Origin of the sequence: Haladaptatus salinisoli (assembly GCF_020614375.1) — an archaeon.
GTDB classification, from domain to species: domain Archaea; phylum Halobacteriota; class Halobacteria; order Halobacteriales; family Haladaptataceae; genus Haladaptatus; species Haladaptatus salinisoli.
The window spans coordinates 1,164,876-1,181,681 of the sequence record NZ_CP085327.1 but is presented as its reverse complement, the minus strand read 5'-3'; the positions used below and the strand labels follow the sequence as shown (position 1 = coordinate 1,181,681).

Sequence of the window (16,806 nt, the reverse complement as noted above, 5' to 3'; positions counted from 1 at the left end):
GGTGGCACAAATCGGTGGTGGTTCCGCCGAGCGGGAGTCGGCCACCCCGGACGGCCGGGACTTATACGTCGCCGGCTGCCCACTTCCCCGACATGACGAGAATCGCCGTGACCGGCGCGGCGGGCAACGTCGGACGCCAGTCGCTCGCCGCCCTCGAAGGCTACGACGTGACGCCCGTCACGCACAGCGAGCACGAGGACATCGACGGCGAAGTGTGCGACGTGACCGACTACGACGCCCTCTCCGACGCGCTCTCGGGGCACGACGTGGTCGTCCACCTCGCGGCGAACCCGTCGCCGGAGGCCGACTGGCGGAGCACCGTGGACGTGAACGTCGAGGGGACGCGAAACGTCTACGAGGCCGCCCGCGAGCGCGGAATCGACCGCGTCGTCTTCGCATCCTCGAACCACGCGATGGGGATGTACAACGCCGACGACCCGGCGGAGACCGAGACGATGGTCACCGGGGACGCCCACCCCGTCTACCCGGACGACCCGCCGCGCCCGGACTCCTACTACGGCGTGAGCAAGGTGACCGGTGAGGCGCTCGGCAATTACTACGCCGACCGCCACGGAATCGAGGTCGTCAACCTCCGAATCGGCTGGCTCCTCTCGGAAGACGCCCTCCGCGAGGAGCAGGACGAGTCGCCTGAACACGCCAGATTCGCTCGCGCGATGTGGCTCAGCCCCCGCGACTGCCGGGACGTGATTCGGGCCGCGTCGACCGCGTCGCTTCCCGAGCGAGTCGTCACCGTCCACGCCGTCTCGCGCAACGACGACCGGTTCCTCTCGATTCTCGAGACCGAACGGGCGCTCGGCTACCGACCGCGGGACAACGCCTCCGAGGTTCTCGACTAAGCGCCGACCTGCTCCGCTTCCGCTTCGGCTTCTTCCTCCTCCATCATCTTCAGATACACCGACGCGTTGACGAGTCCGACGTGGCTGAACGCCTGCGGGAAGTTCCCGAGTTGTCGCTCGGTCTTCGGGTCGATTTCCTCCGCGAGCAGTCCGAGCGGGCTCGCGTGCGACCGAACCGCGTCGTACACCTCGCGCGCTTCCTCGACGCGCCCCGACAGCGCCAGCACGGACACCAGCCAGAACGAACAGAAGACGAACGCGCCCTCGTCGCCCGGCAGCCCGTCCTTCCCGTCGTACCGATGGACGAGGCCGTCGGTTTCGAGGCGGTCGCGGACGGCGTCGACGGTTCCCTGCACGCGCTCGTCCTCGAACGGGAGGAAGCCGACGAGTGGGATGAGCAGTCCCGTCGCGTCCAGCGCCGTTCCGTCGTACGACTGCGTGAAGCTACCGAGTTCGTCGTCGTACCCGTGTTCGAGCACCGACTCGCGTATCTCGGCGCGAACGTCCCGCCAGCGCGCGCGCGGCGCGTCGAGCATCCACTCGTCGGCCATCTTCAAACCTCGGTCGACCGCGACCCAGCACATCACCTTCGAGTGGACGAAGTGGCGCGGTCCGCCGCGAACTTCCCAAATTCCCGAATCCGGTTCGTCCCAAACGTCGCAGACGTACTCGACGATTCGACGAATCGCGCCCCAGTCGTCCCCGTCGAAGCTGCTGCCGTCGCTCGTCTCGTACACCGCCAAGAGGAGCTCGCCGAACACGTCGAGTTGTCGCTGGTCTTTCGCCGCGTTGCCGATGCGGACGGGGTCCGAGCCGCGATAGCCCGAGAGTCCTTCGAGAACCTCCTCTTCGAGGTTCGGGTCCCCGTGGAGCCCGTACAGCGGTTGCATCTCCTCCGGCGGCACGTCCCGACAGAGGTCGAGGAACCACTCGACGTACGCCTCCGCTTCGTCGAGGTGACCGAGGTTCCCCAGCGCCTGAATGGTGAACGCGGCGTCCCGAATCCAGTTGTACCGGTAGTCCCAGTTGCGGACGCCGCCCACGTCCTCCGGAAGCGACGCGGTCGGGGCGGCGCAGATGGCCCCGGTCTCGTGGTGCGTCAGGAGTTTGAGCACCAACCCGGAGCGCACGGCCAGGTGGTGGTCCGTTCCGTCGAAGATGCACCCGCTCGGACAGTCGTGCGACCACTCCCGCCAGTAGTCGACGGTTTCGTTCAGCGTTCGCTCGCGCTCCTCGTCGGTCGCGTCGGGCGCTTCGCCGTGGCGGAGCACGAACCAGCGCGTCTCGTTCTCGGAGACCGTGCAGGTCGCGTGCGCGGTAGCTCCGTCCACCTCGAACGAGGCGTCGCCCGCGAGGTGGAGTCGCGTACCGTCCCCGGCGGCGCGGACGCCGTCGTCGGTCGCTCGAACGTCCGTCTCCGCCCGGGCGTAGTCGAATCGCGGTCTGAACGCGAGTTCGAGGTCGACGCTCCCCTCGACGCCGTCCACCTTTCGGTAGAGCGCCCGTTCTCGCCCGTCCTCCCAAACCGGCATGAAATCGAGCACGTTGACCGTGCCGGAATCGGTCTCGAACGAGGTTCGGAGGACGTTCGTCCGAACGAGGTACGACTGCCCGGAGTCGAACGGTTTCGACGGGCACAGTTGAAATCGCCCGCCGTCCTCGGCGTCGAGAATTTTGGCGAAGACGCTCGGCGACTCGACGTGCGGGAACGGGAGCCAGTCGACGCTCCCCTCGTCGCTCACGAGCGCGCTGGTTTCGAGGTTTCCGACGATACCGTATCGTTTTAGCGGCAGATAGCGGGTCATGCTGGAGATGTTCTTGTCGGAGTCGCTCCGTCGAAGCGCACGATTAAATTATTGTGGAATCGCCCGGTTCAGTGTTACGGGCGTTCGTCTCGTGGAACGCGTCGCGCGTCGATATCCGCGACCGGCGCGAAGGTTTATATCCGAAACCGGAACCACTCCGGCCTACCCGTGGGACACCGAGCACTCGTCGCCTACGAGCGACCGGACGGACGCTACGACCGGCACTACGCGCACTGGGGAGCCACGTCCTTCGCGCTCCGCCACCGAATCGCGCCGGAGACGCCCTTCGCCGACGACGTCGGCGACCGATGGACGCCCGCCGTCGAACCCGTCCCGGAGGCGACCGAGCTCTCGATCGAGGACGCCGTGACCTTCGATTACCGGCAGTTCGAGGCGTTCTACGTCGTCTCGCTCGCGTGGGTCGTCGCCGCGTACCTCCCGCTCTGGTTCGGTTCGACGGCGGACGGCGACGGAGACATCGATACCGACGTCGGCGCGCTGGTCGCCATCCGCGACGACCGAGACGCGGCGCACGTGCGCCGGTGGTTCCGCGCCACGCGGGCGGTGGTTCGGGACGTGGTTCGCCGCGGTGCCGTCGACGAACGCGAAGCGACCGACTACCTCGACGCCCGCGTCGCCGAGTGGGCGGGCGACTACCGGGAGGTGATTTCGACGGTCTGACGGCGGTCGGTTTTTATCCGACCGCCGTCTACCAAACGGTAGTGACGCAGACGGACGGTAGGGGAGAACCCGCCACGCTCCTGACACCGACGCACCGCGAGGCGCTGGTACACGTCGAAGCTGCGCTCGAACGGGGCGACCTCGTGACCCTGTTCGGTCGCTGTACCGTGGAGTACGACGGACGGGCCGAGAGCTATCTCGGGTCGGGCGACCGACTCCTCGTGCTCAAACCCGACGGAACCGCGCTCGTCCACACCGAGGAGGGACAGAAACCGGTCAACTGGCAACCGCCGGGCGGGACGTTCGACCCCGAACTGAACGACGAGCGACTGCTCGTCACGAGTCGCCGGCCGAACCCGGAGGAGTCGCTGAAGGTCCACTTCGAGCGCGTGATACAGGCGTCGGCGTTCGACGTGGCCGACGCGAAGGAACTCTCGCTCGCCGGGACCGAAGAGGACCTCCGTCGGCGCATCTTGGACGACCCCGACCTCGTGGAGGAGGGGTTCACGCCGCTGGCGACCGAGCGCGAGACCGCCGCCGGAGCCGTCGACATCTACGGAAAGGACGCCGCCGGGACCACGATGGTCGTCGAACTCAAGCGCAGGCGCGTCGGGCCGGACGCGGTCGGCCAACTCCGCCGATACGTGGACGCGCTTCAGCGAGACCTCCACGCGGGAGCGAAGATACGCGGCGTGCTGATCGCCCCGTCGGTGACCGAACGCGCCCGGAACATGCTCGCGGAAAGCGGTTTGGAGTTCGTCTCGCTCGAACCGTAGAACCCGTCGAGTCGCCGTAAGCGCGCGGCCAGTGGCGACGCTGAGAGCGGACGGAAGGCTCCGCTCTGTTGGTCGGCGGGGGAGACGGTTCCCTCGTCCGGAGGAGTCGGCGTTCGAAAGCTACTAATCAATCGAATAACATGTTGTCCCATGGAAGTCGCAGTCCTCTCCGACACGCACATCCCCGGCCAAGAGCGACGGATTCCGGACGATTTCCGTCGGCGGATTCGGAACGCCGATCACGTCATCCACGCCGGAGACTTCGGGTCGAGAGACGCGCTCGACGACGTGCGAGCGCTCGCCTCGGATTTGACCGCCGTCTACGGAAACGCGGATCCGAACGACATCGACCTCCCGGCGGTGGCGTCGGTCGAGGTCGGCGGCGTGACGTTCGTCGTCGTGCACGGCATCGTCAACGTCGTCGAGCGGGCGGTGTCCAGTTCGGAAGGGGTGGTCATGAACCGCGACGATTGGTTGGACGCCGTCGCCGACGCGACCCGGGCGAGGGCCGACGAACCGATGGTCGGCGTCGGCGGCCACACCCACGAAGTCGAGGACACGGTTCACGACGGCGTTCGGTTGTTGAATCCGGGGTCGGCGACGGGGGTCGGGCGGGCCGAGGGTGCGACGATGATGACCGTGGAGGTCGTCGATAGCGACCCGAGCGTGACCCTCCACGAGGCGTGAAAGAGCGCGACCGTAACTGGATTCCATGGCCAACCGAAGCGAATCGTGGAACGAACTCCTCGCCCTTCCCCACGTCGCGCTTCCGGTCGCCGCGGCGTCTCCCCGTTCGATCTCGGCGATGCGCCGATGTACGCCGGCGTACGCACGGGAGCGATTCCGCCGAACCCGCTGAATCCCTCGGGTACGGCGCGGTGGTTCTCGTCGATTTCGCGGTCGTTCTCGCCGCCCTCGTCCCGACGGTGATCGCGCTCAGGTTGGCGGAACGATTCGCCTGACGGGTCACTCCAACTGGCGTTTCAAACGGTCGAGCAGTTGGAGCGCCTCCAGCGGCGTCGTGTCGGCGACGCTCGTGCGCTTCAGTTCGGCGAGCGCGCCCTCCGTCGCCGCGTCGGAGGGCGGCGAGCGGGCTTCGTCTTTACCTTCGACCCGCTCGGCTTCGTCTCCGTCGCGCTCCGCTTCGAGCAGTTCCTTCGACCGTCGGATGACCGGCTCCGGAACGCCCGCGACCTGCGCGACTTCGACGCCGTAGGACGCCGTCGTCGCACCCGGTTCGACGCTGTGCTCGAAGACGACCTCGCCGTCGTGTTCCGTCGCGCCGAAGTGGAGGTTGACGGCGTTCGGCAACTCGTCCGCGACGCCGGTGAGTTCGTGGTGGTGGGTGGCGAACAGGGTCTTCGCGCCGAGTTCGTCGTGGACGTACTCCGTCACCGCCCGCGCGATGGCGAACCCGTCGGTCGTGCTCGTGCCGCGTCCCACTTCGTCCAGCAGGACGAGCGACCGCTCCGTCGCGTTCCGGAGGATATCCGAGAGTTCGGTCATCTCGACCATGAACGTCGACCGCCCGCCCGCGATGTCGTCGCTCGCGCCGACGCGGGTGAAGATGCGGTCGACCAACTCGATTCTCGCCTCGTCTGCGGGGACGAAGCTGCCGACCTGCGCGAGCAGGGTGATGAGCGCCACCTGCCGCATGTACGTCGACTTCCCGGCCATGTTCGGGCCGGTGATGACGGCGAGCGCGTCGCGGTCGAGGCGGGTGTCGTTCGGCACGAACGACGTTTCGGTTCGTTCGACCACCGGATGCCGGCCGTTCCGAACGTCGATTCCCTCGCCGCCGATTTCGGGCCGCGAGTAGCCGTGTTTCGCGGCGACCTCCGCCAGCGCGACGAGCACGTCGAGTTCGGCCAGCGTGTCCGCGAGCGCCTGCACCCGCTCCGACTCCTCGGCGACCGCCTCGCGCACCTCGCGGAACAGTTCGTACTCGAGGTCGTCGGCGCGCTGTTCGGCCCGAACGATTTCGTCCTCGCGCTCCTTGAGTTCCGGCGTGTAGAATCGCTCGGAGTTCTTGAGCGTCTGTCTGCGGGTGTAGTCCTCGGGCACCTTATCGAGGTTCGGGTCGGTCACCTCGATGTAGTAGCCGTGGACCTGATTGTAGCCGACTTTGAGCGACCCGATTCCGGTTCGCTCGCGCTCCTCCGCTTCGAGGTCGTCTATCCACGCTTTCCCCGACCGCTCGGTCTCGCGGAGTTCGTCGAGCTCGTCGTCGTAGCCCGACTTGATGACGCCGCCCTCGGTGACCTCGATGGGCGGTTCGTCGCAGACGGCGCGCCCGATTCGGTCGCGCACGTCGGCCATCTCGTCCAGATTCCCGCGGAGGGAGGTCAGCTTCTCCGATTCCACGTCAGCCATCGCTTCCGCGACGTGCGGCACGACGTCGAGCGTCTCCTTCAACGAGCGCAGGTCGCGGGCGTTCGCCCGACCGCGGGAGACGCGGGAGATGAGTCGTTCGATGTCGTACACGTCCCGCAGGAGGTCGTGTACCTCCTCGCGCGCCTGGACGCGCGTCGTCCACTCCTCGACGGCGTCGAGTCGCGCTTCGATCCGGTCGCGTTCGAGCAGCGGTCTGCGGAGCCAGTCCTTCAGCTTTCTCCCGCCGAGCGCGCAGGCGGTCTCGTCCAACACGCCGACGAGCGTGGCGTCCTCCTGTCCGTGGACGGCCCGCGGTTCGAACAGTTCGAGGCTCGTGAGAGCGACGGCGTCCAACAGCATGTACGACCGGGGATCGTAGCGGGTGAGGTGGTTGAGATAGTCGAGGTGCCCCTCCTCGCCGCCGCGGACGTACTCGGCGTACGCGAGGAGCGCGCCGCAGGCTCGAACCTCGGCGTCGGTGGCGAGGAGGCGCTCCGGCGGACCGAAGTAGTCCGCGACGAGGGCGCCCGCGTTCTCGACGTCGAAGGCCGACTCGTCGTACCCGGTGACCATGCAGTCGGCGTCGAACGGCGACTCGGGTGCGTCGGGCGCGACGATCGCCTCCCTCGGCGCGAAGCGATCCACCTCGTCGCGGACCGCCCCCTCCGTCCCGACCGTGGTCGCGTAGAAGTCGCCGGTCGAGACGTCGAGCACGGCCAGTCCGTAGCCGTCGCCGCGGGCGAGACAGGCGACGAAGTTGTTGTCGTCGGTGTGGAGCAGTTCGTCCTCGGTGAGCGTGCCCGGCGTGACGACTCGCGTGACGGCGCGCTCGACCACGCCGGACGCGTCCGCGGGGTCTTCGACCTGGTCCGCCACGGCGACGCGGTAGCCCGCGTCGAGGAGCGGCTCGATGTACGATTCGACGTTGTCGACGGGGATGCCCGCCATCGGGTAGGTTCCGGTGCTGTCCTCGCGCTTCGTGAGCGTGATTTCGAGTAAACGGGAGGTTCGCTCGGCCGCTTCGCAGAACGTCTCGTAGAAATCGCCCACTTGAAACAGCACCAGCGAGTCCTCGTACTGCCGACACAGCTCGAAGTACTGCCGCATCATCGGCGTCAGCTCCTCGCTGTGTTCGGCCATCTTCTCGGGTGCCCCTAGCGCCGCGTCCATGCGAGAAACCCAGTGCTCGCGCGGCAATAAGCGTCCGGAATCGAGTCGGCGACCGCGGGCGGTCGGGCGTTCGACGCGCTCGGGTGACCGAGGCGGTCGGACCGGAAGCCGGGGGATAGCGGGACCGGAGAAGGCGGACGTTTTCAGTGAAGTTAAGTAGCGTCGGTCACTCGGAAGGGAGGGTTACCGATGGATATCAGGACCGGTCTCTCGTACGACGACGTGCTGCTGGTTCCGCAACGCTCTCCGGTCGATAGCCGGAGCGACGTCTCGCTCGCGACGAAGCTCACGCCCGACCTCAACCTCGATGCGCCGCTTCTGAGCGCGCCGATGGACACCGTCACCGAGGCGAATCTCGCAACCGAACTCTCGAAGTTGGGCGGTCTCGGCACGATTCACCGTTTCATGAGCGTCGACGAACAGGCCGAGCAAGTCCGCGCGGTGAAAGAAGCCGACGGGCGCGTCGGCGCCGCGGTCGGCATCGACGAGGAGTTCATCGACCGAACCGAAGCAGTCCTCGAAGCGGGCGCGGACTGCGTGATGGTCGACGTCGCGCACGGTCACATGGAACGCTGTCTGGACGCCGTCTCGCGCATCGACTGGGAGTTCCCCGACGCCGAACTCGTCGCCGGAAACGTCGTCACGCCCGAGGCCGTCTCCGACCTCCACTCGGCCGGGGCGGACTGCGCGAAGGTCGGCGTCGGCCCCGGTTCTCACTGCACGACCCGCCGGGTCGCCGGGGCGGGCGTCCCGCAGTTGACCGCCGTGAACGACTGCGCGGAGAAGGCCCGCGACCTCGGCATCACCGTGGTCGCGGACGGGGGCATCCGGACCTCCGGCGACGCGGTGAAGGCGCTGATGGCCGGGGCCGACACCGTGATGCTCGGCAGTTTCTTCGCCGGCACCGACGAAGCGCCCGGCGAGACGGTCACCGTCGACGGTCGCCGGTTTAAACGCTCGCGGGGGATGGCCTCCACCGCCGCGAACGAGAACCGCACCGACAAGGATCTCACGCCCGACGCGGACGAGGGTATTGCGGGGCTGACCGAGTACACGGGGTCGCTCGCCGCCGAGGTCGCAACCTTCCTCGCGGGTATCCGGTCGGGGCTGAGCTACTGCGGCGGCCACGACATCGAGGCGGCCCGCGAGAACGCCGAGTTCGTCCGCGTCGCGCCGGGCGCCCGCGAGCGGGAGGGTGCCCACTCGGTCTTCGCGAACGTCGAGGAAGAAGACGAGTCGGCGTTGGCTCCGCTGCGGTGAACCGTTTCGGGCGGTAGACCGCGTTTTCGGCGAGCGCTCGTCCACCCGCCGAAGGGCTGTACGACGCTGCCGTCAGACGCCTTCGACGAGTCGCTTCAACTGTTCCGGCGGAACCGCACCGCGCGCCGCGTGGCCGTCGTAGGCGAAGGTGGGGACACCCGTCACCCCGCGTCGCTGCGCCTCCGCGAACTTCTCTTCGACCTCCGCGCGGAGCGTCTCGTCGTCGAGGGCGGACCGAATCTCGTCGCCGTCGATACCGGAGGCTTCCGCGATCTCAACCAACGTCTCTTCGTCCCCGATGTCCTCGCCCTCCTGCCACAGCGCCTCGAAGACGGCTTCGTCGAACGCGAGCCACGTCCCGTCGTCGTAGCGCTGTTTCACGTAGTAGGACGCGATCTGTGCGGGTAGCGAATCGACGTCGGTTGCTATCTCCTGTTCCATCTCCACGTCGTACCGCTCCTGCAGGCGCCGGACGTTCTCCCGCGCCTGTTCGTAGTAAGCCTCGTCCTTCCCGTCGTCTACGTCGTGGTTTATCTCGCCGTCGGGACCGCGCTTCCCCGAGCGGAGGTCGAAGGGATGCCAATCGATGGCGAGTTCCTCGTCCCTCGATTCCCGGTACCGCTGCAGCGAGCGACGCCCGAGGTAACAGAACGGGCAGACGTAGTCCGAGAAGACCGTCACGGTGTCTTCCGTGGTTGCGCTCATACTCCTCCCTTACGGTCGGAGTGGCAAAAGTCCGTCACCCGGAGCGAGGTATTCCGGTATCGAGCGCGTCGCGGGTATTCCGTCCGTCGTGTCACCGGAACCGTCCTCTAGTATCGGATTGACTCCGTTGAAATTCTCGACCAGCGATAGGTTCGAAAGGACGTGCCGAAAATAGGGCGCATATCGGTCACCGATGCTGTATCGTCCGCGGGTCGACAGTACCCCGAGTTTACTTACCTGTAGGCGGTGACTGAGGGGTTATGTCGGTCGTCCAATGCAACGGAGCCGATCTGTACTACGAGGAGCGAGGTAACGGACCGACGATCCTATTTCTCCACGGCGCGTTCGCCGGCCTCAGGTATTTCGAACCCCAGTTGACCGGCCTCAGCGAGGAGTTTCACACGGTGGCGCTCGATTTTCGAGGGCACGGGAGATCGGAGAAGACGGAGCGAGGTCACACGCTCTCGCAATACGCCCGCGACGTTCGAGCCTTTCTCGAACAGTTGGAGCTAACGGACGTCGCGGTCGTCGGGTGGTCGATGGGCGCTCTCGTCTCGTGGGAGTACGTCGATCAGTTCGGCACCGAGAGGATACGCGCTCTGGTCGATGTCGATATGGAACCCTCGACGTACCAGCAGGAGGATTACGAATTCGGGACGTACACCGTGGACGGAACGCGGGAGACCCTCGGGAGGATGCAAACGAACCCGCTGGAGCTCACCGACGAGTCGATAGAGGCACTGCTGAAAGAGCCACCGTCGAGGGAATTACGGAACATGATGTTCGACGAGGGAACCCGAACTCCACCTTCGATTCAGGGCGCGATGCTCCTCGATCTGCTGTGTGATTACCGGGACGTGCTTCCCGATATCGATGTCCCAACCCTCGTCTGTGCCGGGGCGGATGAGAAATGGCGGGGCGTCGCCAATGTCAAATACGCGGCTGAATTGATTCAAGACGCTCGATTCGAACTCTTCGAACGGAGCGGGCACTGTATAACCGTTGAGGAACCCGAGCGTTTCAATCGAGTCCTCGGCGAGTTTCTCGGCTCGATCCGATAACCGGCGGACTATCCAACGGACACCGTCACGCGACGATCTCGGTGTCGCGTATCGAGCAAGTGAACACACGATGACCGGGCTAAGATACACGGAATAATTCCTGATATCAGAAGATACTTACAGGTTATACCGGTACAGTAACTATGGCTTCCCCGCTCGATACCCGCCGTCTGCTCCGAGAGAGTGCGCCCGTCACGGTCGTCTTGCTGTTCTGGGTTGTTCTCTCGTCGGTCGTTCGGCCCACCATCGCCACCGGGTTGCTCCGCGCCGGCGTCATAATGGCACTCCTCTACACCGTCGTACGCGGCGTCGCGCTGGCACGGACGCACCAGCCAACTCCTCAGCCCGACGACTTTGCGGGAATCCTGCGGGAGAACGTGAGAGTGGCGCTCCCAGCAGGCGTCTGGTTTCTCGCCGCCTATCTCGTCTATTTCGTCGAACAGGTCTGGGACGAGCTTGGCATCCCCGGGTGGGATACCTCCCCCGCGGAGGGACTCGCATTTGTATTCGTCGGGGCCGGCGTCGCCGTCGTCCTCCTCTACGCCATCTCGGTCGGTCTGCCCCGCATACGCGGTAACGCACTCGCCACGGGGAACGATGTGACCGGTGCTGCCCCCGCTGACGACTGAACGACGTCACCGAGATGACCGTGAGCGTAGCCCGATAGGCGACCTGTTGTACACGCACACCGACCTGACGGCTCTTTTCGTCGACGTGCCGGAACGATATTCGGCTCCTGAACGCATCCTCCGTATTCAGCACGCGGTTTTTATCAGCCGCTGAGCGGTTCAACGAGGACTCGGATTCTACTTTCCTGTTACCGCTGGAGTTCCGCTCGGAGATTCAGTTAACTGATCCGCGGAGAGTCGGAAACCGAACGTCTCAGGTACGTGGAGCACCAACCTCGGAGCAGATGACCGCCGCGTCACAGCCGCTTCACGCGGTCGCGTCCGGCAGCGACCTGCTCCTTCCGACCGTCATCGCGCTGACGGCGGTGGGGTCGGCGCTCGTCCTCGCGCTCGCGCTGGTCGCGTTTCGGCGTCGACGAACGCTCCCCTACCTGCTGGTGACGCTGGCGTTCGCGGCGCTGGCGGGGCGGGCGCTCGTCGGCGGACTGACGACCGCCGACTACCTCGCCATGAGCACGCACCACCTCGCGGAGCACACGCTGGACGTCGTCGTCGTCGCCCTGCTGGTCGGGGCGGTGTACTACACGAGGACGGTGGAAACGCGATGACCGAGACGCGAACGCGGATCGCACGGCAGGTCGAATCCCGTCCCGGCGTTCACTTCAACGACCTCGTCCGGCGGTCGGAACTCGCGCCCGGGCAAGTGCAGTACCACCTCCGGGATCTGCTCGCCGAGAACCGACTCGCCAGCGAGCACCTGTACGGAAAGACGCACTACTACCCGCCGGAGTACGACGAGTGGGAGCGGTCGGCGCTCGCCCTGCTCAGACGCGAAACCGCCCGCGACGTGCTCGTCTCCCTGTTGGAACGCGGAACCGCCCGACCGGCGACGCTCGCGGACGACATCGATATCGCCCGGAGCACGCTCGAGTGGCACGTCGGACACCTGGTGGAACAGGACCTCGTCGAGAAACGGCGGGACGCGAGAAATCGGGTGACGCTCGCCCCGACCCGCCCCGAGGAGACCGCTCGGCTGCTGGCCGCCGTCACGCCGTCGTTCCCGGAGCGCATGGTCGATCGGTTCACGCGACTCGTGGACGACCTCCTGGCCGAGTAGCGTGGAGTCGCTCGGAATGGACTACCCGTTTTACACGCCGAACCACGCCAGATTCCCGGCCAGCAGGGCGACGCTGGCGACGAAAAAGAGCGCCCCGACCGGCGAGGAGAGGTCGACGAAGAGCCAGTAGAGCGGCGCCGCCGCGGACGGCCCGACCGACACCACGGCGAGTTCCGAGATGATGGGGCCGCAGCAACAGCAGGCGTTGGGAGCCGCGACGGCCGCCGTGCCCGAGGTGACCTCCGTCGTGCCGGGTCTCGCCCCGCCCCGCCACTGGTAGGCGATGACCGCGCCGTTCAGGCCGACGAGCGTGGCGACGAGTCCGATTTGGAGCAGCATTCCGAGCGAGAACACGCCGGCGAACGGAACCTGCGGGAAGTTGAACTCCACAGCCGTCCAGTAGACGAGCGGGTTGGCGACCGGAACCGTCACGACGAACGCGCCGTCCGGCACGCCGACGCCGTGCTCCGGGACGAAGGTGAGCATCCCCATCGAGAAGGCGAAGAAGAGTCCGGCGAGCACGCCCGTCCCGACGCCGAACCACCGGGCGGGACGGTCGCGGACGACCCACGAGAGCGGTTCGCGAGCGTCGCGCCAGAGGAGGTAGCCGACGCCCAGCGGGAGGCCGAGGACGAGCAGATAGCCCAGCGGATGCGTTCGCGCGCCGAACGCGCCCATCGCGGCGGGGTAGGCGACCCACGCGCCGAGCGCCATCCCGAGTCCGGCGTAGCGGGGGCGCTCCGGCCACTTCAGTCGGCCGGCGACGAAGCTCCCGACCGCGATTACCGTCCCGGCGGCCAGCGTCAGCGGCCGGTACCATTCCCTGCCGAGCGGTGCCCGCGACGCCCGAATCGTCTGAACCGGCGACAACTGCACCAGCCCGACCGCGCCCGCGGCGGCGACGAACAGCCCCGCGAAGACGCCCCAGAGCGCGAGCGTTCGTCGGCGTTCCAGCGCGGTGCGTCCGAGGAGGACGCTTCCCCCGACGACCGCGACGCCCGCGAACAGAACGACCAGCGCGAGCCGCTGCGGATACGGTGGTGCGTGACCGCCGCCGTGGGCGGAGACGACCGGAAGCGTCCCGATCGCCGCCAGCGAGACGAGTAGCCGACTGCTCCACGCCCCCGCGTTCGATTCCATGCCCGACCCTAGCCGTTCGGGGCGCCATGTATGCACTGGATTCGTTCGTCTCGAACGCGATCCGACCGCCCGCGTCGCTCCGTCAGTCCGCCCGCACCGCACAGGACTCTTCCGCGTACTCCACCGCGTCGATGGAGTCGATGGGGTTCTCGCCGCACACCGGACAGTCGGGGTTCCGCCGGAATTCGACTTCCTCGAAGCTCATGTCCATCGCGTCGTAGAACAGCATCCGGCCGTCCAGCACCTCGCCGATTCCGACGAGGTACTTCACCGTCTCGGTGGCCTGAATGCAGCCGACCGTGCCGGGGAGCACGCCGAGGACGCCCGTCGTCGCGCAGTCGGCGACCATCCCCTCCGGCGGCGCTTCGGGGAACAGGCACCGATAGCACGGTCCGTCGGTCGTGAACGTCGTCACCTGTCCTTCGAACTTGTATATCGCGCCGTGGGAGAATGGCGTCCCCGTGAGCGTACACACGTCGTTGACGAGGTAGCGCGTCCGGAAGTTGTCGCTCGCGTCCACGACGAAATCGTAGTCCGCGACGAGTCCCTCCGCGTTCTCCGGTTCGACCCGCTGGTCGTGCGTCTCGACGCTCACGTCGGGGTTCAGTTCCGCGACGAACTCCGCCGCGCTCTCGACCTTCGGTCGCCCGATGTCGTCGTCGCCGTGGATGACCTGTCGCTGGAGGTTGTTTCGCTCCACCGCGTCGTCGTCCGCGACGCCGAGGGTTCCGACGCCCGCCGCCGCGAGGTACTCGATGGCGGGCGCGCCGAGACCGCCCGCGCCGACGACGAGGACGGCGGAATCGAGGAGCGCCTTCTGGCCCTCCGGGCCCACTTCGTCCATGATGATGTGCCGTGAGTAGCGGTCGAGCTGTGTCGCGTCGAGCGAGAGGCCGCTCATAGCTCGGGATTGGGCGTATCGGGCTATAAATCCGCGGTTCGAGTCCCGATTCACCGGCGGTTCGTCGGCGACGGTCCCCGCTCGTGGCGGCCGCGGCGGTCTTCTCGCCGCGCTATCGGCAAACGCGACTCCTGCCGAAGTACCCTTGTCCGAGGGGTCTGTACGTCCGCGCATGGCGACCAATCGAAAGTTCCTGTTGTCGAAGCGGCCCGAGGGAACGCCCGACCGCGACACGTTCGAACTGGTCGAGGAGAACGTCCCGGAGCCGGGACCGGGCGAGGCGCTCGTCCGAACGCTGTACCTCTCGGTCGACCCGTACATGCGCGGACGGATGCGCGCCGGGGAGTCCTACGCCGAACCGTGGGAGGTCGGCGAACCGCTTCAGGGTGGCGTTGTCGGCGAAGTCGTCGAGTCCAACGGCGCGGGCTTCGAGGAGGGCGACGTGGTCACCGGAAACCTCCGATGGGCGGAGTACACCACCGCCCCCGGCGGCTCCCTCCGGTCCGTGAACCCCGACCTCGCACCGGTTTCGACCGCGCTGGGCGTCCTCGGAATGCCCGGCAGGACCGCCTACTTCGGGACGCGCGAGGTGGTCGAACCGAAGGCCGGCGACACCGTCGTCGTCTCCGGGGCGGCGGGCGCGGTCGGCTCGGTGGCGGGCCAGATAGCGAAGCTCTCGGGAGCGCGCGCCGTCGGCTTCGCCGGGTCGGACGAGAAGGTCGCGTTCCTCGAAGACGAGTGCGGCTTCGACGTCGGAATCAACTATCAGTCGACGGACGACTACGGGGCCGCGCTGGACGAGGCCGCGCCCGACGGCGTGGACGCTTACTTCGACAACGTCGGCGGCGAGATAACCGACGCCGTCTTCTCGAGGCTGAACGTGGACGCGCGGGTCGCGGTGTGCGGGCAGATCGCGCTCTACAACGAGGAGTCGGTTCCGACCGGCCCGCGCAAACTCGGCAAACTCATCGAGAAGCGAGCGCGGGTGCAGGGCTTCCTCGTCGGCGATTTCTCGCCCCGGTTCGGGGAGGCGACGCGGCGGTTGGCCGAGTGGGTCTCGTCGGGCGAACTCGCGTATCGGGAGACCGTGACCGAGGGCTTGGAGAACGCTCCGGACGCCTTCTTGGGGCTGTTCGAGGGCGAAAACATCGGCAAGCAGTTGGTGAAAGTCGGCGAGCGCGGGGAGTGACGGTCGGTTCGGGCGACCGCCTCCGAGACGCCGGCGGTTCGCCGTTCAGCCTATCCGAACAATCGCTTTTGGATCGAGTCGGCGAAAAACAGGAGAAACCACGAGTACATCGCCCACCGCGCGCTCACGACGGCTATCAGAACGGACCCGGCGAAAACGGCGGACGGGATGAGAATGCCGAAGGTGACGTCGCGCATCCGTTCCTCGTCGACCGCGTCGTCGAGTAAGTCGTTCGACCACGCGTACCGCCACAGGATGGTGAGGACGACGCCCGTCAGCGTGAGCGTTCCCGCGTAAACCATCACGGGGAAGCCGCCCGGAAAGTCGCCGATCAGCGAGGTCGAAAAGGGGATGAACGCGATGAACATGAGATAGACGATGTTCAACCAGAGGAGTCCCCGGTCGTACCGCCTGACGTCCTGGAAGATGTTGTGGTGGACGATCCAGTAGTTCCCGATGACGAGAAAACTGATGACGTAGCTCAGGAAGTCCGGCCACTCCCGGAGCACTCGGTGCACGCCGACCGCCGCCGATGCGGTCGAATCGGGCAGTTCGATGTTCAGAATCAGCAGCGTGATGGCGATGGCGAAGACGCCGTCGCTGAATCCCGCCAGTCGAGCCAGTCCCTCCAGTCGCCGCCGCTCCGACGCCCCCGAGTCCCCCATCGGTTTAGATAACTATCTCCCCGTTGATATCGATTGTGCAGGGTCCGGGTTCGACGCTCGGCGGCGGTATCCCACGTCCGGGGCGCGAACGACGTCGTCCCGACGGCGAAGCGCCCCTTTCCGAGGTGCCCTCCGCCGCCGTTTCCGTACTTCGGTGCCCGCCGGTCCCGTCCGCGGTCGTCTCCCGGCGGTAGTGTTTCGTTAGGAGAGAGGGCGGTAGGAGGGCTGATTCGGAGGTTTACGGAAGCCCCCGCGACCCCTTCCGAATTCCCACCCGAGAGTGCTTGGTTGGCCGGTTGTCGCCAGTCTTTGTCCGGTGAGCGCTTAACTAAACACTGCCCGCCGCTCCGCCACAGGACTTTCCCGTCGAGCCACCGCCCGTTCCAAGGGAACGTCTCACTCGGACACGGTTCTCTGCCCCCACTGCGACTGGACGGGAACGGCATCTGAGTTGCTCGGAGGGGAAGCGAGCGCGGA

At 66.7% G+C, this 16,806-nt stretch carries 17 protein-coding genes; 11 read left to right on the top strand and 6 right to left on the bottom strand.

Translation table 11 applies throughout. From position 1 onward, the window contains the following. Positions 1 to 92: 92 nt before the first annotated feature. On the top strand, positions 93 to 857 hold the full coding sequence (locus LIX00_RS06485; RefSeq protein ID WP_227355384.1) for an NAD-dependent epimerase/dehydratase family protein: 765 nt from the start codon (positions 93 to 95) through the stop codon (positions 855 to 857). Here LIX00_RS06485 and LIX00_RS06480 read toward each other — a convergent pair. Then, positions 854 to 2,662: a glycoside hydrolase family 15 protein gene (locus tag LIX00_RS06480; protein ID WP_227355383.1), complete on the bottom strand. Its 1,809-nt coding sequence runs from the start codon at positions 2,660 to 2,662 to the stop codon at positions 854 to 856. The two genes, LIX00_RS06485 and LIX00_RS06480, sit on opposite strands and share 4 nt — an antisense overlap. 168 nt (positions 2,663 to 2,830) lie before the next feature. Here LIX00_RS06480 and LIX00_RS06475 point away from each other — a divergent pair, with 168 nt between their 5' ends. From LIX00_RS06475 to LIX00_RS06460, 4 genes are all read left to right on the top strand, one after another. Then, positions 2,831 to 3,343, top strand: a complete 513-nt coding sequence (locus LIX00_RS06475) for a DUF6735 family protein (RefSeq protein ID WP_227355382.1) — start codon at positions 2,831 to 2,833, stop codon at positions 3,341 to 3,343. Between the two features lie 41 nt (positions 3,344 to 3,384). Further along, on the top strand, positions 3,385 to 4,119 hold the full coding sequence (nucS, locus tag LIX00_RS06470) for an endonuclease NucS (protein WP_438267063.1): 735 nt from the start codon (positions 3,385 to 3,387) through the stop codon (positions 4,117 to 4,119). 150 nt (positions 4,120 to 4,269) lie between these two features. Next, entirely contained in the window at positions 4,270 to 4,806 is a 537-nt protein-coding gene (locus LIX00_RS06465) for a metallophosphoesterase family protein (protein WP_227355381.1), read from the top strand. Positions 4,807 to 4,831: 25 nt separating this feature from the next. Beyond that, positions 4,832 to 4,978 carry a hypothetical protein gene (locus LIX00_RS06460; RefSeq protein WP_227355380.1) on the top strand — a complete coding sequence of 49 codons (147 nt, stop codon included), beginning with the start codon at positions 4,832 to 4,834 and terminating at the stop codon, positions 4,976 to 4,978. Between the two features lie 107 nt (positions 4,979 to 5,085). Here LIX00_RS06460 and mutS read toward each other — a convergent pair whose 3' ends face one another. Further along, positions 5,086 to 7,662: a DNA mismatch repair protein MutS gene (mutS, locus tag LIX00_RS06455; RefSeq protein WP_227355379.1), complete on the bottom strand. Its 2,577-nt coding sequence runs from the start codon at positions 7,660 to 7,662 to the stop codon at positions 5,086 to 5,088. 189 nt (positions 7,663 to 7,851) lie between these two features. On the opposite strand from mutS, the gene LIX00_RS06450 reads away from it, so the two are divergent. After that, positions 7,852 to 8,922, top strand: a complete 1,071-nt coding sequence (locus LIX00_RS06450; protein ID WP_227355378.1) for a guanosine monophosphate reductase — start codon at positions 7,852 to 7,854, stop codon at positions 8,920 to 8,922. A gap of 72 nt (positions 8,923 to 8,994) precedes the next feature. Here the strand turns inward: LIX00_RS06450 and LIX00_RS06445 are convergent, their stop codons facing one another. Continuing rightward, a complete protein-coding gene (locus LIX00_RS06445) occupies positions 8,995 to 9,627 on the bottom strand; it encodes a DsbA family oxidoreductase (RefSeq protein WP_227355377.1) in 633 nt (210 codons plus the stop codon). A gap of 260 nt (positions 9,628 to 9,887) precedes the next feature. Between LIX00_RS06445 and LIX00_RS06440 the strand changes: the two genes are divergently transcribed. The 4 genes from LIX00_RS06440 (at position 9,888) to LIX00_RS06425 (ending at position 12,434) form a co-directional block, all read left to right on the top strand. Continuing rightward, positions 9,888 to 10,688: an alpha/beta fold hydrolase gene (locus LIX00_RS06440; protein ID WP_227355376.1), complete on the top strand. Its 801-nt coding sequence runs from the start codon at positions 9,888 to 9,890 to the stop codon at positions 10,686 to 10,688. A 143-nt stretch (positions 10,689 to 10,831) separates the two neighbouring features. Continuing rightward, the gene (locus LIX00_RS06435) at positions 10,832 to 11,317 is read left to right on the top strand and encodes a hypothetical protein (protein ID WP_227355375.1); all 486 of its coding nucleotides are present in this window, start codon (positions 10,832 to 10,834) and stop codon (positions 11,315 to 11,317) included. A gap of 284 nt (positions 11,318 to 11,601) precedes the next feature. After that, positions 11,602 to 11,925: a DUF7471 family protein gene (locus tag LIX00_RS06430; RefSeq protein ID WP_227355374.1), complete on the top strand. Its 324-nt coding sequence runs from the start codon at positions 11,602 to 11,604 to the stop codon at positions 11,923 to 11,925. After that, positions 11,922 to 12,434 carry a winged helix-turn-helix transcriptional regulator gene (locus LIX00_RS06425; protein ID WP_227355373.1) on the top strand — a complete coding sequence of 171 codons (513 nt, stop codon included), beginning with the start codon at positions 11,922 to 11,924 and terminating at the stop codon, positions 12,432 to 12,434. Before LIX00_RS06430 ends, LIX00_RS06425 begins: the two co-directional genes overlap by 4 nt. A gap of 30 nt (positions 12,435 to 12,464) precedes the next feature. Here the strand turns inward: LIX00_RS06425 and LIX00_RS06420 are convergent, their stop codons facing one another. Continuing rightward, positions 12,465 to 13,574: a hypothetical protein gene (locus LIX00_RS06420; protein ID WP_227355372.1), complete on the bottom strand. Its 1,110-nt coding sequence runs from the start codon at positions 13,572 to 13,574 to the stop codon at positions 12,465 to 12,467. A gap of 82 nt (positions 13,575 to 13,656) precedes the next feature. Then, on the bottom strand, positions 13,657 to 14,475 hold the full coding sequence (ubaA, locus tag LIX00_RS06415) for an SAMP-activating enzyme E1 (RefSeq protein ID WP_227355371.1): 819 nt from the start codon (positions 14,473 to 14,475) through the stop codon (positions 13,657 to 13,659). A 172-nt stretch (positions 14,476 to 14,647) separates the two neighbouring features. On the opposite strand from ubaA, the gene LIX00_RS06410 reads away from it, so the two are divergent. Beyond that, positions 14,648 to 15,664 carry an NADP-dependent oxidoreductase gene (locus LIX00_RS06410; RefSeq protein WP_227355370.1) on the top strand — a complete coding sequence of 339 codons (1,017 nt, stop codon included), beginning with the start codon at positions 14,648 to 14,650 and terminating at the stop codon, positions 15,662 to 15,664. Between the two features lie 50 nt (positions 15,665 to 15,714). Here LIX00_RS06410 and LIX00_RS06405 read toward each other — a convergent pair whose 3' ends face one another. Beyond that, positions 15,715 to 16,329, bottom strand: coding sequence for a TMEM175 family protein (locus tag LIX00_RS06405; protein ID WP_227355369.1), 615 nt, complete (start codon positions 16,327 to 16,329; stop codon positions 15,715 to 15,717). Between the last annotated feature and the right edge of the window lie 477 nt (positions 16,330 to 16,806).

Bases quoted from the DNA above. Each gene is read 5' to 3' on its own strand.
- LIX00_RS06485 (WP_227355384.1), top strand. From the start codon at position 93: ATGACGAGAATCGCCGTGACCGGCGCGGCGGGCAACGTCGGACGCCAG.
- LIX00_RS06480 (WP_227355383.1), bottom strand. From the start codon at position 2,662: ATGACCCGCTATCTGCCGCTAAAACGATACGGTATCGTCGGAAACCTC.
- LIX00_RS06465 (WP_227355381.1), top strand. From the start codon at position 4,270: ATGGAAGTCGCAGTCCTCTCCGACACGCACATCCCCGGCCAAGAGCGA.
- LIX00_RS06460 (WP_227355380.1), top strand. From the start codon at position 4,832: ATGGCCAACCGAAGCGAATCGTGGAACGAACTCCTCGCCCTTCCCCAC.
- mutS (WP_227355379.1), bottom strand. From the start codon at position 7,662: ATGGACGCGGCGCTAGGGGCACCCGAGAAGATGGCCGAACACAGCGAG.
- LIX00_RS06450 (WP_227355378.1), top strand. From the start codon at position 7,852: ATGGATATCAGGACCGGTCTCTCGTACGACGACGTGCTGCTGGTTCCG.
- LIX00_RS06445 (WP_227355377.1), bottom strand. From the start codon at position 9,627: ATGAGCGCAACCACGGAAGACACCGTGACGGTCTTCTCGGACTACGTC.
- LIX00_RS06440 (WP_227355376.1), top strand. From the start codon at position 9,888: ATGTCGGTCGTCCAATGCAACGGAGCCGATCTGTACTACGAGGAGCGA.
- LIX00_RS06435 (WP_227355375.1), top strand. From the start codon at position 10,832: ATGGCTTCCCCGCTCGATACCCGCCGTCTGCTCCGAGAGAGTGCGCCC.
- LIX00_RS06430 (WP_227355374.1), top strand. From the start codon at position 11,602: ATGACCGCCGCGTCACAGCCGCTTCACGCGGTCGCGTCCGGCAGCGAC.
- LIX00_RS06425 (WP_227355373.1), top strand. From the start codon at position 11,922: ATGACCGAGACGCGAACGCGGATCGCACGGCAGGTCGAATCCCGTCCC.
- LIX00_RS06420 (WP_227355372.1), bottom strand. From the start codon at position 13,574: ATGGAATCGAACGCGGGGGCGTGGAGCAGTCGGCTACTCGTCTCGCTG.
- ubaA (WP_227355371.1), bottom strand. From the start codon at position 14,475: ATGAGCGGCCTCTCGCTCGACGCGACACAGCTCGACCGCTACTCACGG.
- LIX00_RS06410 (WP_227355370.1), top strand. From the start codon at position 14,648: ATGGCGACCAATCGAAAGTTCCTGTTGTCGAAGCGGCCCGAGGGAACG.
- LIX00_RS06405 (WP_227355369.1), bottom strand. From the start codon at position 16,329: ATGGGGGACTCGGGGGCGTCGGAGCGGCGGCGACTGGAGGGACTGGCT.